Annotated in this window: 15 protein-coding genes; 10 read left to right on the top strand and 5 right to left on the bottom strand. The window is 70.2% G+C overall.

All coding sequences use genetic code 11. The features are described from left to right. Window positions 1–20 precede the first annotated feature (20 nt). The 5 genes from FB600_RS07770 to FB600_RS07750 form a co-directional block, all read right to left on the bottom strand. On the bottom strand, window positions 21–878 hold the full coding sequence (locus tag FB600_RS07770) for an amino acid ABC transporter ATP-binding protein (RefSeq protein ID WP_145756477.1): 858 nt from the start codon (window positions 876–878) through the stop codon (window positions 21–23). A gap of 14 nt (window positions 879–892) precedes the next feature. Further along, the gene (locus FB600_RS07765) at window positions 893–1555 is read right to left on the bottom strand and encodes an amino acid ABC transporter permease (RefSeq protein WP_036054745.1); all 663 of its coding nucleotides are present in this window, start codon (window positions 1553–1555) and stop codon (window positions 893–895) included. Between the two features lie 28 nt (window positions 1556–1583). Further along, the gene (locus FB600_RS07760; RefSeq protein WP_036054746.1) at window positions 1584–2234 is read right to left on the bottom strand and encodes an amino acid ABC transporter permease; all 651 of its coding nucleotides are present in this window, start codon (window positions 2232–2234) and stop codon (window positions 1584–1586) included. A gap of 19 nt (window positions 2235–2253) precedes the next feature. Next, window positions 2254–3054, bottom strand: a complete 801-nt coding sequence (locus tag FB600_RS07755; RefSeq protein ID WP_085963683.1) for a transporter substrate-binding domain-containing protein — start codon at window positions 3052–3054, stop codon at window positions 2254–2256. Window positions 3055–3217: 163 nt separating this feature from the next. Beyond that, window positions 3218–4255 carry a LysR substrate-binding domain-containing protein gene (locus FB600_RS07750; protein WP_063777971.1) on the bottom strand — a complete coding sequence of 346 codons (1038 nt, stop codon included), beginning with the start codon at window positions 4253–4255 and terminating at the stop codon, window positions 3218–3220. Between the two features lie 70 nt (window positions 4256–4325). Between FB600_RS07750 and FB600_RS07745 the strand changes: the two genes are divergently transcribed. The 10 genes from FB600_RS07745 (at window position 4326) to FB600_RS07700 (ending at window position 15063) form a co-directional block, all read left to right on the top strand. After that, complete coding sequence (locus FB600_RS07745) at window positions 4326–5120, top strand: phytanoyl-CoA dioxygenase family protein (RefSeq protein ID WP_013689146.1); 795 nt, start codon at window positions 4326–4328, stop codon at window positions 5118–5120. Window positions 5121–5291: 171 nt separating this feature from the next. After that, the gene (locus FB600_RS07740) at window positions 5292–6230 is read left to right on the top strand and encodes a LysR family transcriptional regulator (protein WP_013689145.1); all 939 of its coding nucleotides are present in this window, start codon (window positions 5292–5294) and stop codon (window positions 6228–6230) included. Between the two features lie 98 nt (window positions 6231–6328). Then, window positions 6329–7477, top strand: a complete 1149-nt coding sequence (locus FB600_RS07735; RefSeq protein WP_098182454.1) for an aromatic ring-hydroxylating oxygenase subunit alpha — start codon at window positions 6329–6331, stop codon at window positions 7475–7477. Between the two features lie 44 nt (window positions 7478–7521). Then, the gene (locus FB600_RS07730) at window positions 7522–8760 is read left to right on the top strand and encodes an ABC transporter ATP-binding protein (RefSeq protein ID WP_145756476.1); all 1239 of its coding nucleotides are present in this window, start codon (window positions 7522–7524) and stop codon (window positions 8758–8760) included. Next, window positions 8757–9806, top strand: a complete 1050-nt coding sequence (locus FB600_RS07725; RefSeq protein ID WP_013689142.1) for a polyamine ABC transporter substrate-binding protein — start codon at window positions 8757–8759, stop codon at window positions 9804–9806. The genes FB600_RS07730 and FB600_RS07725 overlap by 4 nt, the downstream gene beginning before the upstream one ends. A gap of 79 nt (window positions 9807–9885) precedes the next feature. Continuing rightward, window positions 9886–11157 (top strand): ABC transporter permease, encoded by a 1272-nt coding sequence (locus tag FB600_RS07720; RefSeq protein ID WP_145756475.1) that lies wholly within the window; start codon window positions 9886–9888, stop codon window positions 11155–11157. Between the two features lie 23 nt (window positions 11158–11180). Next, window positions 11181–12008, top strand: a complete 828-nt coding sequence (locus tag FB600_RS07715; protein WP_145756474.1) for an ABC transporter permease — start codon at window positions 11181–11183, stop codon at window positions 12006–12008. A 448-nt stretch (window positions 12009–12456) separates the two neighbouring features. Continuing rightward, on the top strand, window positions 12457–12900 hold the full coding sequence (locus FB600_RS07710; protein WP_046576162.1) for a MarR family transcriptional regulator: 444 nt from the start codon (window positions 12457–12459) through the stop codon (window positions 12898–12900). A gap of 128 nt (window positions 12901–13028) precedes the next feature. After that, a complete protein-coding gene (locus FB600_RS07705; protein ID WP_013689138.1) occupies window positions 13029–13592 on the top strand; it encodes an isochorismatase family protein in 564 nt (187 codons plus the stop codon). A gap of 85 nt (window positions 13593–13677) precedes the next feature. Then, window positions 13678–15063 carry a DHA2 family efflux MFS transporter permease subunit gene (locus tag FB600_RS07700; RefSeq protein ID WP_098183274.1) on the top strand — a complete coding sequence of 462 codons (1386 nt, stop codon included), beginning with the start codon at window positions 13678–13680 and terminating at the stop codon, window positions 15061–15063. Window positions 15064–15069 lie beyond the last annotated feature (6 nt).

Here is a 15069-nt window from a genome sequence, read left to right as displayed (position 1 = left end):
AAGAATCGGCGGCGCGGCGCTCATGCGCCGCCGGCCGCGGCCTGTACGGCCGAATCGGCATCGTCGGCCGCCCAGAACGCGTTGCGGTCGAGATAGTTCTGCAGGAACTGACGCAGCCGCGGGTTCTCCGAGCGGCGGAACAGCTCGCGCGGCACGCCCTGCGCGGCGATACGCCCCTGGTCGATGAACACCACGGTATCGGCCATCTGCGCGGCGAATCCCATCTCGTGCGTGACGACGGCCATCGTCATGCCGTCGCGCGCGAGGTGCTTCATCACCTGCAGCACCTCGCCCACCAGCTCGGGATCGAGCGCCGAGGTGGGCTCGTCGAACAACATGATGGTCGGCTCCATCGCGAGCGCGCGCGCGATCGCCACGCGCTGCTGCTGGCCGCCCGACATCCGCGCCGGGCGCGCGTCGGCGCGATGCGACAGCCCCACCATCTCGAGCATGGCGCCGGCCCGGCGCGCGGCCTCGGCGCGCGAGAGCCGGCGCACGCGCAGCAGCGCTTCCTGCACGTTGCCGAGCGCGCTCATGTGCGGCCACAGGTTGAATTGCTGGAACACCATGCCGACGTTGCGGCGCACGCGGTTGATCTCGGCCTGCGAGGCACGCATGCGCCCCCCGCCGCGCTCGGTATAGCCGAGCAGCTCGCCTTCGATGCGCACCGCGCCGTGATCGTAGGTCTCGAGCCCGGCCAGGCAGCGCAGCAGCGTGCTCTTGCCCGAACCGGACGGCCCGACGATGCAGACCACCTCCGACTTCGCGATGCACAGATCCACGCCGCGCAGCACGTCGGTGTGGCCGAAGCGCTTGTAGAGCCCCTCGACGGCGATCAGCGGCGCGCCGGCGGGTCGGGAGGAATCGGGTATGCCCATGCGTGGCTCCGGGGTCAGGCGAACAGCCGGCCGACGCGCCGCTCGGCGAGCGCGCCGGCCCACGTCGCGAGTTCGACCAGCAACAGATAACAGACCGACAGCGCGAGCAGCGTCTCGACGAACGCGAAGCTCGCCGAGCCGATCCCGGTCAGCACGAAGGTCAGCTCCGGCACCGTCACGATCGACAGCACCGCCGTCTCCTTGCTCAAGACGATCGTCAGGTTGGTCAGCGCCGGCAGGATCAGCGCCAGCATCTGCGGCAGCTGGATCCGCGCGATCGTCTGCCAGCGCGTCAGGCCGAGACAGGCCGCGGCCTCCAGGTGGCCCGCCGGGATCGCGGCGAAGCCCGAGCGAAACGCCTCGGTGAAATACGCGCCCGCGTACAGCGACAGGCTCGCGATACCGGCCGGCAGCGGATCGAGCGTCAGCCCGAACGCCGGGCCGCCGTAATACAGCAGGAACAGTTGCACCAGAAACGGCGTGCCGCGAAACAGTTCGATGTACACCCGAATCGCGGCCCGGGCGCCCCGCCCGCCCAGTTGCTGCGCCAGCGCGGCGGCGAAGCCGATCGCGAGGCCGAGCGCGACGCTCGCGACCCAGCTGCCGACCGTGAGCGCGAGGCCGCCGCCGATCTGCGGCAGGTTGTGGGTAATGACGGCGGGATCGAAATTCGACATGCGCGGGCTTCCGGACGGGGCGCGGCGCTCAACCGGCGCGCAGGCGCCGCTCGGCGCCATGCGCGACCAGCGCGAGCGCGCCGCACAGGATGAAGTAGATCAGGCCGGCCGCCGCGTACGCTTCCAACGGCTGGTAGGTGCTCGCGGCGAGGTTCTGCGCGGTGCGCGTGATCTCGGCGACGCCGACCACCGAGATCAGCGAGGAGGCCTTGATCAGCAACACCATCTCGTTGGCGAGCGAGGGCAGCGTGAGACGCAGCACCTGGGGCACCTGGATGCGCCAGAGCCGATCGGCGGCCGACAGCCCGAGCATGCGGGCGGCCTCGATCTGGCCAGGCGGCAGGTTCTCGAAGCCGCCGCGCAGGATCTCGGCCACGTACGCGGCCGAGCACAGCGACACCGCGCTGACGGCCGCCACGACCGGCGACACGTTGATGCCGACGAACGGCAGCAGGTAGAACACCAGCAGCAGTTGCACCAGCAAGGGCACACCGCGGAAGAACCGCACGTAGAGCGTGCCCGCCACGCGCGGCGCGGCCCACGGCGCGCGCCGCGCGCAGCAGACGGCGAGCCCGATGAAGAAGCCGAGCACGAGGCCCGCCGCCGACACGGCGAGCGTCATCGACGCGGCGTGCGTGAGCAGCGGCAGCCCCGCGAGGAAGGCGCTCAGGCTGAACATGGCCGGCTGCCCGCCACGCTCAGAAATTCGGCGTCGGCATCGCCGGCGGCAAGTCCACCGCCACGCCGAACCACTTCTTCTGCAGCGCCGCGAGCGTGCCGCTCTGGTTCAGCTTGACCAGCGCCGCATTGAAGGCGGCGTTCAGCGACGCGCTGTCGGCATCCTTGCGCATGCAGTAGGCGAAGTAGACCTTCGCGCCGAACGCCGGCTGCACCAGCGCGAACATCGCCGGGCGCTGCTTGGCCACGTAGGCGACGTTGGTGAGCGAGTTGGCGACCGCGGCCAGCCGCCCGGCGGCGAGATCTGCGTAGGCCTGGTTGTTGTCGACGTATTCGCGCACGGTCGGCGGTTTCGGCAGCGTCGCCACATAGGCCTTCAACTGGTCGAGCTGCGCGCTGCCCTTGCCCGCGCCCACCACCTTGCCGGCGATGTCGGCGGGCTGCTTCAGGCTCGCGTCGCCGGCGCGCTTGAGCAGCGCGTCGGTGCCGTCGGCGATCGGCAGCGTGAACGCATAGCGGCCCATGCGCGCCTTCGTTACGGTCAACGGCCCGGCCACCATGTCGAACTTGCCGGCGTCGAGGCCCGGCAACACGCTTTCCCAGGGCAGGTCGACGAAGCGCACCTTCACGGCCAGCAGCTTGCCGACCTCGGCGAACAGGTCCTTGTTGAAGCCGGCCTGCTGGCCGTTCTCGAGGAAGTCGAACGGCGCGAACTGCATCTCCGTGCCGACCACCAGCTCGCCGTGCTGCTTCACGCGCGCCAGCAGATCGTCCGCGTGCGCGGCGGCCGCGCCGACGCTCAGCGTCAACGCGAGCAACATCGACTTCCAATGACTGAAACGAAACATGGACGCTCTCCGGATGAATGGGCGAAAGCCGTGCCGCGCCGCGCCGAAGCGCGGCCGCGTGCCGGCCGCGAAATCAATCTATTCGGCCAATATCCCGAGAAAAATATGGTTTTCCGATGCAGGCGCAAGTTTTTGGCTATGCAGCGCGCGGGCCGGCCACGGCCTCGCCCACCCCCTCGCCATCACCGGCGTCGCCGTCCTCGGCCAGCGCCGCCACGCAGTGATCCACGAAGGCGCGCGTAAGCGGCGTCGGCTGCGCGCCGGCCAGCGTCGCGGCCACGATCGTGGTGGTCGCGAGCCGGCCGGCCAGCGGCCGGGCCACCACACGCATGCCGTCGTAGGTCAGGTCCGCGGCCGGGCGAGTGACGAGCAGCGCGAAGCCCGCGCCGTGCCCGACCAGGCCGCGCACCATCTCGATCGAGGGCGAGGCGAACGCCACCGACGGCGTGAGCCCGGCCGCCTCGAACAGGCCGAGGAAATAGCGGCGACTCGGCTCCACGTCGAGCAGGATCATCGGCGCGGCGCTCAGCTGCGCGAGCGTCAGCGTGGGACACGCGGCGAGCGGGTGCCCGGCCGCGAGCAACACGTGAGGCTGCGCGCTCGCACGCAGCGGCGTGCGGTCGAGATCGTCGCCGAGCGCCTGGTCGTAGACGATCGCGAGGTCGTATCGGCCCCGGCGCAATCCGTCGACGAGTTCGGGCTGTTCGCCGTCGCCGATCCGGAACCGCACGCCGGGATGGCGCGCGCGAAATCCGGTGATCAGGCGCGGCAGCAGCCATGGCGCCATCGGCTCGTAGCACCCGACGCTGATCTCGCCGCCCGCCAGTTCGTGGCCGGCCAGCGCGCTCTGCTCGAACGCATGCACGCGGCGCAGCAGCGCCACCGCGTCGCGATGGAAGCGCTCGCCGGCCGGCGTCAGCGTGATGCCCTGCGCGTGGTGGCGGATGCAGAGTTGCACGCCGAAGTGCGCCTCGAGCCCGCGAATCGCGCTGGCGATCGACGGCTGCGCGATGAACAGCCGCCGCGACGCCTGCGCGGCGCCGCCGTGCGCCACCGCCGCCACGAAGTAGCGGAGCTGGCGCAGCGTGAACTTCGCGCCGGCCGCCACCCACGGGCCGGCCGACGCATCGATCGGCAAGCCATGATTTTCGTCGTCATCGTCGATAAATTTCATCGTCGGTCCTCCCGAATGTTCCGTGCCACGATCCTCTCACCGATCACCTTTCTTCCGCGGAGCGAATCCGATGCTGACCGATGACACCCGCCAGGCCTTCGCGCGCGACGGCGCCGTGGTGGTGCGTGGCGCCTTTGCCGACTGGATCGACACCTTGCGCGACGGCGTGGCGCAAAACGAACGCGAACCCGGCCCCTACTTCCGCAACTATTCGCCGGGCCGCGAGCAGGGCCGTTTCTTCGGCGACTACGCCAACTGGCAGCGCATCGCGCCGTTCCGCCGCTTCGTCGAGCAAGGCCCGGCGGCGGCCGTGGCACGCACGCTGATGGGCTCGCGCCGCGCGCGGATCTTCCACGAGCACGTGCTCGTCAAGGAAGCCGGCGCGGAGCGCGTCACGCCGTGGCACCACGACGAACCCTATTACTGCGTGAGCGCCGCGCAGTCGGTCAGCCTGTGGATTCCGCTGGACCCGGTGCCGCGCGACACCTGCGTGGAATTCGTCGCCGGCTCGCATCGCTGGGGCAAGCTGTTCCGGCCGCGCAAGTTCAGCGGCGTCGACTACGACCACGATTCGGCGCAACTCGAACCGATGCCCGACATCGACGGCAACCGCGCGGCCTACACCATCCTCGGCTGGGATCTCGAGCCGGGCGACGCGATCGCCTTCGATTTCCACACCGTGCATGGCGCCCCCGGCAATGCCTCGTCGCAGCGCTCGCGACGCGTGGTGTCATGGCGCTGGCTCGGCGACGAGGCCGTCTACGTCGAGCGCGGCGGCGAAACCTCGCCGCCGTATCCGGAGCTGGCGGCCACGCTCCGGCACGGCGATCCGCTGCCGGAACCGCTGTTTCCATTCGTCGGCTGAATTCGACCTCCCGAACTACCGGCCGCCGCCCCGCGAAAAATGTACGTCGCGCGCGGCCCGGCGAAAAACACATTTCAAATATGCACCGCATGGTTTTTGGCTATGCAGAATGACGCTGTCGCCGCTCGGTCGGCGCGCCCCCCTCCCGCTTTCCCGACCGGAGCCGGCGTCATGGAAACCATCCCGCTGCGGTATTCGCTGCGCCAGTTGCGCTATTTCGTCGTCACGGCGGAAACGCTGTCGTTTACGGCGGCCGCGCGGCAGCTGCATATCTCGCAGCCGTCGATCTCCACCTCGATCGCCGAACTCGAAGCCTCGTTCGGCGTGCAGCTGTTCATCCGCCATCACGCGAGCGGCCTGTCGCTGACGCCGGCCGGCCGCGACATGCTCGGCCAGGCACGCAATCTCCTGAAGAACGCCGAGGAACTGCAGGCGGCCGCGCGCGAGATCGACGGCGGCATGTCCGGCACGATTTCGCTCGGCTGCCTGGTGTCGCTCGCGCCGCCGCTGCTGCCGGCGATCATGAGCCGCTTCGTGGCCGGCCACGCCGGCGTCGGCTTTCGCACCTCGGAGGCGCACCAGGACGACCTGCTGACCGCGCTGGCCGACGGCACGCTCGACATCGCGCTGACCTACAGCCTCGACCTGACCGACGACGTCGCGTTCACGCCGCTCGTCTCGCTACCGCCCTACGCGATCCTGCCGCCGCAACACCGGCTCGCGCGCGGCAAGCAGGTGGCACTGGCCGACCTGCTCGACGAACCCTACGTGCAACTCGACCTGCCGCACAGCCGCGAATACTTCGCCGCGCTGTTCGATCCGCTGGGCCGGCGCCCCGTGCCGACGTTCCGCTCCTCGCAGCCCGAGGTGGTGCGCGGGATGGTGGCGAACGGCCTGGGCTTCAGCATCCTGAACTTCCCGCTGCGCTCGACCAGCACCGTCGACGGCGCGACCTTCGTGATCCGGCCGTTCCGCGGCAGCGTGACGGCGACCACGCTCGGCATCGCCATGTCGCGCAGCATGAAGCCGCGCCAGCTCGTCACGCGCTTCGCGAAGTTCTGCGAACAGAGCATCCCGGAACTGCACGGCCAGGTACCCGCGACTGCATAGGAAAAAACTGGCCGTTACATCCGAAAAGAATATTTTGACTGGTAATTTGACTTGTTAGATTCGTGACCATTGCATAGCGCAGTTGCTTCGGAGGTCCGATGAGCCGTTCCCACCCCACTGCGTCCGGCATCGACGAAATCGTCCGGCAACTGCAGTCGAACTGCGCACGCGAGTTCGACGACGCGCGCGCGATGCCGCCCGCCGTCTACACCTCGCCGGCCTTCCTCGAGCGCGAGCAGCAGACGATCTTCCGCGACGAATGGCTCTGCGTGGGCCGCGCCGGCGCGCTCGCCAACCCGGGCGACTATCTGACGGCCGACCTCGGCGGCCAGCCGGTGGCGGTGCTGCGGGCCGAGGACGGCACGCTGCGCGCGTTCTCGAACGTCTGCCTGCACCGCATGTCGGTGCTGCTGGAAGGACGCGGCAACGTGCGCCGCATCGTCTGTCCCTATCACGCCTGGAACTATTCGCTGGACGGCCGGCTGCAAGGCGCCCCCATGATGGATCGGCAGGCCGGCTTCTGTAAGGATAGCTATGCATTGCCGGCGGTGCGCTGCGAGGTCTGGCAGGGCTGGATCTACCTGACGCTGAACCAGGCCGCGCCGCCGGTGGCCACCCGGCTGGCCGAGCTGGACGCGCTGATCGACCGCTACGGCATGGGCGACTACGTGGAGACCTTCCACGAGGAACACGTCTGGAACACCAACTGGAAACTGCTCGCCGAGAACTTCATGGAGAGCTACCACCTGCCGATGCTGCACCGGGCCACGGTCGGCCCGCACTCGAAGCTCGACGAGATGGAATGCCCGCCCGGCCTGCCCGCCTTCAACTATCACTGGATCACCAAGGAAGCGACGCTGCCGATCGGCAACGCGCATCCCGACAACCGTCGCCTGGAGGGTCACTGGCGCCGCACCACCGCGCTGCTCGCGATCTACCCGAACCACCTCGTCACGCTCACGCCCGGCTATTTCTGGTATCTCGTGCTGCAGCCGCTCGGCGTCGATCGCGTCGCGATCCGCTTCGGCGGCGGGCTCTCGCCCGAGTTCATCGACGACCCCGACGCGGCCGGCCACATGGCCACGCTCAAGGCGCTGCTCGACGAGGTCAACGCCGAGGACCGGCGCGGCGTGGAGGCGGTGTTCCGCGGCGTACACGCGCCGCTCGCCGCGCCCGGCCACCTGAGCCACCTCGAGCGGCCCAACTACGACTTCGCGCGTTACCTCGCCGCGCGCGTGGGCGACTGAGCCCGCGCCCGTTCCCGATTCACCGTTCCCGCAAGCGCACCACGATGCCCAGCCCACCCTTCATTTCGTTCGTCGGCGTCAGCAAGTCCTACGACGGCCGGCACGCCGTGGTCGACGGACTCGACCTCGAGATCGCGCGCGGCGAGTTCGTCTCGCTGCTCGGGCCGTCCGGCTCCGGCAAGACCACCACGCTGATGATGCTGGCCGGCTTCGAGACGCCGACCGACGGCACCATCCTGCTCGACGGCCGGCGCCTCGACGACAAGCTGCCCCACCAGCGCGACATCGGCATGGTGTTCCAGAACTACGCCCTGTTCCCGCACATGACGATCGCGCAGAACGTGGCGTTCCCGCTGTCGGTGCGCAAGGTTTCGCGCGCCGACCAGAAGCGGCGCGTCGCGCGCGCGCTCGAGATGGTCGAGCTCTCGCACCTGGCCGCGCGGCGTCCGGCCCAGCTCTCGGGCGGCCAGCAGCAGCGCGTGGCGCTGGCGCGCGCGCTGGTGTTCGAGCCGAGCGTGGTGCTGATGGACGAGCCGCTCGGCGCGCTCGACAAGCGGCTGCGCGAGACCATGCAGTACGAGATCATGCGGCTGCACCGCGAGCTGGCGCTGACCATCGTCTACGTCACGCACGACCAGAACGAGGCGCTGACCATGTCGAACCGCGTCGCCGTGTTCTCGGACGGACGCATCCAGCAGGCCGCCACGCCCACCGAACTCTACGAGAACGCGCAGAACGCGTTCGTGGCGAACTTCGTCGGCGAGAACAACGGCCTCGCCGGCCGCCTCGCGGCGATCAACGGCGAGCTGGCCACGCTCGCCGTCGGCACGGCGGGCGCGACCGTGGTCGGCCGGCTCGGCCCCGGGTTGCGCGTCGGCGACGCCGCCACGCTCGCGCTGCGCCCCGAGCGCGCCGGCGTGGCCGCGCCGAACGCGGGCGGCGCGCCGGCCGACTTCAACACGCTCGCGGCGAGCGTCCACGAACTCGTCTACTGCGGCGACCATCATCGCGTCCACCTGCGCCTGCCCGACGGGCAGCCGATGGTCGTCAAGGTCGCCAACACGCGGCTCGTCGAGCTGCCGCCGGTGGGCGCGACGGCCCACGTGATCTGGCGCCGCGACGACTGCAAGGTGCTGGCCGCCACCGCGCCGCGCGCCACCGACTCGACCACATCCGCTCAACCGGCCGCGGCCAGCTCGTCCGCCGCGCCCGCGCCGTCCGAACCCGGCGCCTCGACCCTTTCCCCTTCCGCCCCGCCTCTCGCTTCCGGAGTCACCCGATGAAAACGTCCACCCCACGCATCGCCGCCGCGGCTGTCGCGGCCCTGGCCCTGTTGCCCGCGCTCTCGCACGCGGCCGACACGCTGTCCGTCGTCACCTTCGGCGGCGCCTACGAGACGGCCGCGCGCCAGGCCTGGTTCGAGCCGTTCAGCGCGCAGACCGGCGCGAAGTTCGCGACCGAGTCCTACGACGGCGGCCTCGCCAAGCTGCAGGCGATGGAGCAGGCCAAGAATCCGACCTGGGATCTGGTCGACATGGAGACCAACGACGCGATCAACGCCTGCGACGAGGGCCTGCTCGAAAAGCTCGACCCCAAGGCGATCGGCAAGACCAGCGACTTCCTGCCCGGCGCGCTGCGCGACTGCTCGGTGGCGGCGATGGTCTGGTCGACCGTCTACGCCTACGACACCACCAAGCTGAAGACGCCGCCCACCACCATCGCCGACTTCTTCGACCTGAAGAAATTCCCCGGCAAGCGCGGCCTGCGCAAGTCGCCGAAGGTGACGCTCGAATGGGCGCTGATCGCCGACGGCGTCGCGCCCGCCGACGTCTACAAGACGCTCGCCACGCCGGCCGGGCTCGACCGCGCGTTCCGCAAGCTCGACACCATCAAGTCGAGCATCGTCTGGTGGGAAGCCGGCGCGCAGGCGCCGCAGTTGCTCGCCGACGGCGCGGTGACGATGGTGCAGGCCTACAACGGCCGCATCGACAGCGCCGTGCACCAGGACAAGAAGCCGTTCCGCATCGTCTGGGACGGCCAGCTCTACGACTACGAATGGTGGGCCGTGCCCAAGGGCGCGAAGCATGCCGACGCGGCCAAGCAGTTCATCGCGTTCGCCGCGCAGCCGAAGGCCTACGCGGACCTGACGAAGTACATCGCGTACGCGCCGCCGCGCAAGGACTCGCTGCCGCTCGTCGCGAAGGAGCGCCTGGCCGACCTGCCGACCGCGCCGGCCAACTTCAAGCGGCCGCTGCAGATCAACGCGGGCTTCTGGGCCGACAACGGCGACGAGATCAGCAAGCGCTTCCAGGTCTGGCTGACCAAGTAAGCCGCGTGCCACGCCATCACGCGCGCCGGCGGCCTGGGCGGTCGATCCGCCCGGCACCGGCGCGCAGGAGTTCCGCCTCATGACGATCCTTCCGCAACCGGCGCCAGCCGCGCAGGCCGCACCCAGGGCGCACCGGCTCGCGGCCCAGGCGGCCAACTATCGGCGCGCGCGCCGCAAGGCCGCCATCCAGGCGCTGCTGCTCGCGCTACCGCTGCTGGTGTTCCTGCTCGCCACCTTCATCGCGCCGATCGCGATCCTGCTCGCGCGCAGCGTGCGCAACCCGGAGGTGCCGGGCGCGATGCCCGAACTGGCACGCGTGCTGCGCCAGTGGGACGGCCGGGGCGTGCCCGACGAGGCCGCTTTCGCGGCGCTCGCCGCCGGCCTGCGCGCGTCCGCCGAGGCCGGCAGCCTCGGCGAGGCGGCGCGGCGCATGAACTTCTACCAGTCCGAATTCCGCAGCCTCCTGCTCAAGACGGCACGCACGGTGCGCGCCCACGAGGGCGGCGGCCCGTGGCGGCCGCTGCTCGTGCAGGCCGACGCACGCTGGGACCAGCCCGATACCTGGCGGCTGCTCAAGCGCGCCTCGTCGGCCTGGACGCCCGACTATCTGCTCAACGGCATCGACGCGCGGGTCACGCCGGATGGCCGGGTGGCCGCGGTGCCGCCCGACAGCGCGGTCTATCGCGCCGCGTTCGCGCGCACCGTGTGGATCAGCGCGACGGTCACGCTGCTGTGCCTCGTGCTCGCCTACCCGGTGGCCTGGCTGCTCGCGAACCTGCCGCCCAAGCAGGGCAACCGGCTGATGCTGTTCGTGATCATCCCGTTCTGGACCTCGCTGCTGGTGCGCACCACCGCCTGGTACGTGCTGCTGCAGCCGGGCGGCGTGATCAACCGCCTGCTGCTGTCGCTGCACCTCGTCGACGCACCGCTGCCGCTGATCTTCAACCGCGCCGGCGTGCTGATCGGCATGACGCACGTGCTGCTGCCGTACATGATCCTCGCGATCTATTCGGTGATGAAGGGCGTGCCGCCGATCTACCTGCGCGCGGCGCAGTCGCTCGGCGCGCATCCGGCGGTGGCGTTCGTGCGCGTGTACATGCCGCAGACACTGCCCGGCGTGGGAGCCGGCTGCTTCCTCGTGTTCGTGCTCGCGCTCGGCTACTACATCACGCCCGCGCTGCTCGGCGGCGCCGGCGACGAGATGATCAGCCAGCTGATCGCCGCGCAGACCAACGAACTGCTGAACTGGGGGCTGGCCGGCGCGCTGTCGGCCTATCTCGTGATCTTCACGGCCGTGTTCTATTTCATCTTCAACCGGCTGGTCGGCGTCGACCGGCTGCGCTTCGGCTGAGCGCGCCACCCGGGAGCCCCACCGTGCAACTGACGAACAGCATTCCGTCGATCCGGCTCGCCAAGCTCGGCCTGCGCGTGCATTGCACGCTCGTGCTGGCCTTCCTGGTCGCGCCGATCCTCGTCATCATTCCGCTCTCGTTCAACTCGGGATCGTACTTCTCGTATCCGATGGAGGGTTTCTCGCTGCGCTGGTACGCGCAGGCGTTCGGCAGCCCCGACTGGCAGCGCGCGTTCGCCAACAGCCTCGGCATCGGCGCGGTCTCCACGCTGATCGCCACCAGCCTCGGCACGCTCGCCGCGCTCGGCCTCGCGCGCGAGAACTTTCCGTACCGCTCGCTGATCATGCCGCTGCTGATCTCGCCGATGATCATCCCGATCGTGGTGGTGGCGGCCGGCTTCTACCTGATCTTCGCGCCGCTCGGGCTCGTCAACTCCTACCTCGGCGTGGTGCTCGCGCACGCGGCGCTCGGCACGCCGTTCGTGGTGATCACCGTGACGGCCTCGCTGCTGTCGTTCGACCAGAGCCTGCTGCGCGCCTCGGCCGGGCTCGGCGCGAGGCCGTGGACCACGTTCCGGCGCGTGACGCTGCCGCTCATCGCGCCGGCCGTGGCCACCGGCGGCGTGTTCGCGTTCGCCACCTCGTTCGACGAGGTGATCGTGATCCTTTTCATCGGCGGCCCCGACCAACGTACCGTGCCGCGCCAGATGTGGAGCGGCATCCGCGACCAGATCGATCCGTCGATCCTCGCCGTGGCCACCGTGCTGATCGCGTTCGCGATCGCGCTGTTCAGTTGCATGAATTGGCTGCACGGGCGCTCGCGCGCCGCCGGCGCGGCGGCCGCGGACTGAGCGGCGGCGGCGGGCCGGGGTGCGGACGCGGTGGGCACCGCAGCGGTTCGCGGCACCATCGGCCGCGACACGCGCTGGTCGATCGACCACGCGAAGCCGAGTCCATGGACAAACCGCCCAAACAGCGAAGCGCGCCCGGTCAGCCGCTGCAGCCGCCCTCTCCTCCGATTCGCCGACGCGCCGCGTAATGAGCCCTGCAGCGCCGGCATGAACAGGTGAACATCCAGTAGACGGGCACCGCGGCCAGGCAGCCAGCGCCGGCCGGCCAGCGGCTCGCCAACCTGGATATCCCGCCGTGGGCCTGTCCCCGACTCACACTGTTCCCGGCGCACCGCTCCCCCCTTCGTTTCCCCTTCCACCACCTTCGATTTTTCCTACAAAACCTTTCCCCATGAAATATTAGAAGTCCACCTTGCAAGTTTGCCTTCCTTTTTATACGATACCGCCCATGACGACCTCCGCCGAATCCGAACGCTCGCTCGAAGCCACCGTTGCCGACCTTACGCTGGCTATCGGGCAATTGGTGCGCCGCGTGCGCTCCGAAGTCGACCCGAGCGACTACAACCTGTCCCAGCTCAGCGTGCTCTCGCGCATCGAGCGGCATGGCGCGCTGACCACCGCCGATCTCGCGCGCGCCGAATCGATGAAGCCGCAGTCGATGGGCGCGCTGGTGGTCGGGCTCGAACAGGCGGGGCTGGTCGAACGCCAGCCGCATCCGAGCGACGGCCGCCAGTGGCTGATCGCGCTCACGCCGGCCGGCGCGGCCGTCTCGCAGCAGCGGCGCAGCGCCAAGCGCGCCTGGCTGCTGGAAGCAGTGCGCCAGCTGAGCGACGAGGAGCGCAGCGCGCTGCGCGCGGCCACTCCGCTGCTGCGCCGGCTCGCCGAACGCTGACGCAGCCACACGCACGGCGCGCCAATCGCGCCACCTATCCCCCCGAGGCGCGGCGCATGCACGTCGCGTCGTTCCACCGAGCCGCCGGCTCGTCCCCGTCAACGGCCCCAGGCCGAAGGAGCTTCCCCATGACCGCCACCGTCCTCGATTCCAAGACCGCGCTGATCGTCGTCGACCTGCAGAAGGGCATCGTCGCGCTGCCCGTCGCGCACTCGCCGGCCGGCGTGGTCGAGCAATCGGTCAAGCTGATCGATGCGTTCCGCGCGCACCACCTGCCGGTGGTGCTGGTCAACGTCGCCGGCATGGCGCCGGGACGCAACGAGCAGCCGCACAGCGGCGGCGCGCTGCCGGCCGACTGGGCCGAGCTGCTGCCCGAGCTGAAGCAGCAGCCCGACGACCTGCTGGTCACCAAGCGCAGCTGGTGCGCCTTCACCGGTACCGATCTCGACGCGCAACTGAAGCAGGCCGGCGTCACCCAGGTGGTGCTGTGCGGCATCGCCACCAGCATCGGCGTGGAATCGACCGCGCGCGTCGCGCATGCGCTCGGCTACAACGTCACGCTGGCCGTCGACGCGATGACCGACCTGAAGCCCGAGGCGCATGCCAACAGCCTCGAGCGCATCTTCCCGCGCCTCGGCGAAACCGCCACCGCGCAGGAAATCGTCGCCCTGCTCGACGCCCGTCGTGCCTGAGCGCGCTTCCCGCGTCGGCTCGACCGACACGGAAACGCCAGCGCGCGCCGCCGCCTCGCCCGCGCGGCGCGAACCGCCCGAACGCCTGGATCCCTCGGTCTGGCGGATCGGCGCGGTGGCGACGCTGGGCGGCCTGCTCGCGCAGCTCGACGCGACCATCGTCAACGTCTCGCTGTCGAGCCTGGCCGGCGTGATGCACACCAGCCTGTCGACCATCCAGTGGGTCACCAGTGCCTACCTGCTGGCGCTCACGCTGGCCCTGCCGCTGAGCGGCTGGCTGGTCGACCGGCTCGGCACGAAGCGCGTCTATCTCGGCTGCTTCGCGGCCTTCACGCTCACTTCCGCCTTGTGCGGCCTGGCCTGGTCGGCCGGCTCGCTGATCGCGTTCCGCGTGCTGCAGGGCGTGAGCGGCGGCCTGCTCGCGCCGATGGCGCAGATGACGATCGCGCGCGTGGCAGGCAAGCAGATGGCACGCGTGGTCGGCTACACGGCGGTGCCGGTGCTGTTCGCGCCGATCGTCGGGCCGGTGTTGGCCGGCGCGCTGCTCGACTACGCCTCGTGGCGCTGGCTGTTCCTGATGAACCTGCCGATCGGCCTGCTCGGCCTCGCGCTGGCGGTACGCTTCCTGCCCGCCGACGTGCGCGGCACCGCACCGCGAAGGCTCGACTGGATCGGCTTCGCGCTGCTGTCGCCCTCGCTGGCCCTGCTGCTGTTCGGTTGCGAACGTCTGGCGCGGCCCGGAGGCGCTGCATCGATCGCGGCCGGTGCCGTGATGCTGGCTGCTTTCCTCTGGCGCGCGCGGCGCATCGGTCAACGTGCCCTGATCGATCTCGCGCTGTTCCGCCGACGCGTGTTCGCCACCGCGTCCGTCACGCAGTTCGTCTGGAACGGCGCGCTGTTCGTCGGCCAGATGCTGGTGCCGCTCTACCTGATCGACGGCGTCGGCCGCACGCCAGGCGAGATGGGCTGGCTGCTCGCGCCGACGGGGCTCGGCATGCTGGTCACCTATCCCGCGATGGGCGCGCTGACCTCGCGCTTCGGGCTGCGCCGCGTCTCGGCCAGCGGCGCGCTGCTCGCGCTGGCGGCCACGCTGCCGATGATCTGGATGCCGCTGCAAGGCTTCCAGCTCGGCGTGCTGCTGGTCACGCAGTTCCTGCGCGGAATGGGACAGAGCGCGATCGGCGTGCCGACCATCACGGCCGCCTATGCCGCCGTGCCGCGCGAATCGCTGCCGATGGCCACCACCGCGCTCAACATCGTGCAGCGGCTGGGCGGGCCGGTGCTGACCACGCTCTGCACCACGCTGGTCGCGTGGCGCCTGGCGGGTGTCTCGGCGCGATCGTCGGGCGCGCATGCGCCCGCCTATGCCTGGGGCTTCGCGATGCTGGCGGCGATGTACGCGTTGCTGTTCGTCGGGGCGATGAACCTGCCGGCGCGATCGGAAGACGCGGCGAAGCCGGCCGCGCGATAATCCTCC

This window comes from Burkholderia sp. SJZ089 (assembly GCF_007828315.1).
GTDB lineage: Bacteria > Pseudomonadota > Gammaproteobacteria > Burkholderiales > Burkholderiaceae > Burkholderia > Burkholderia gladioli.
The sequence above is the reverse complement of the archived record's forward strand: the minus strand, read 5'-3'. Positions and strand labels throughout refer to the sequence as shown.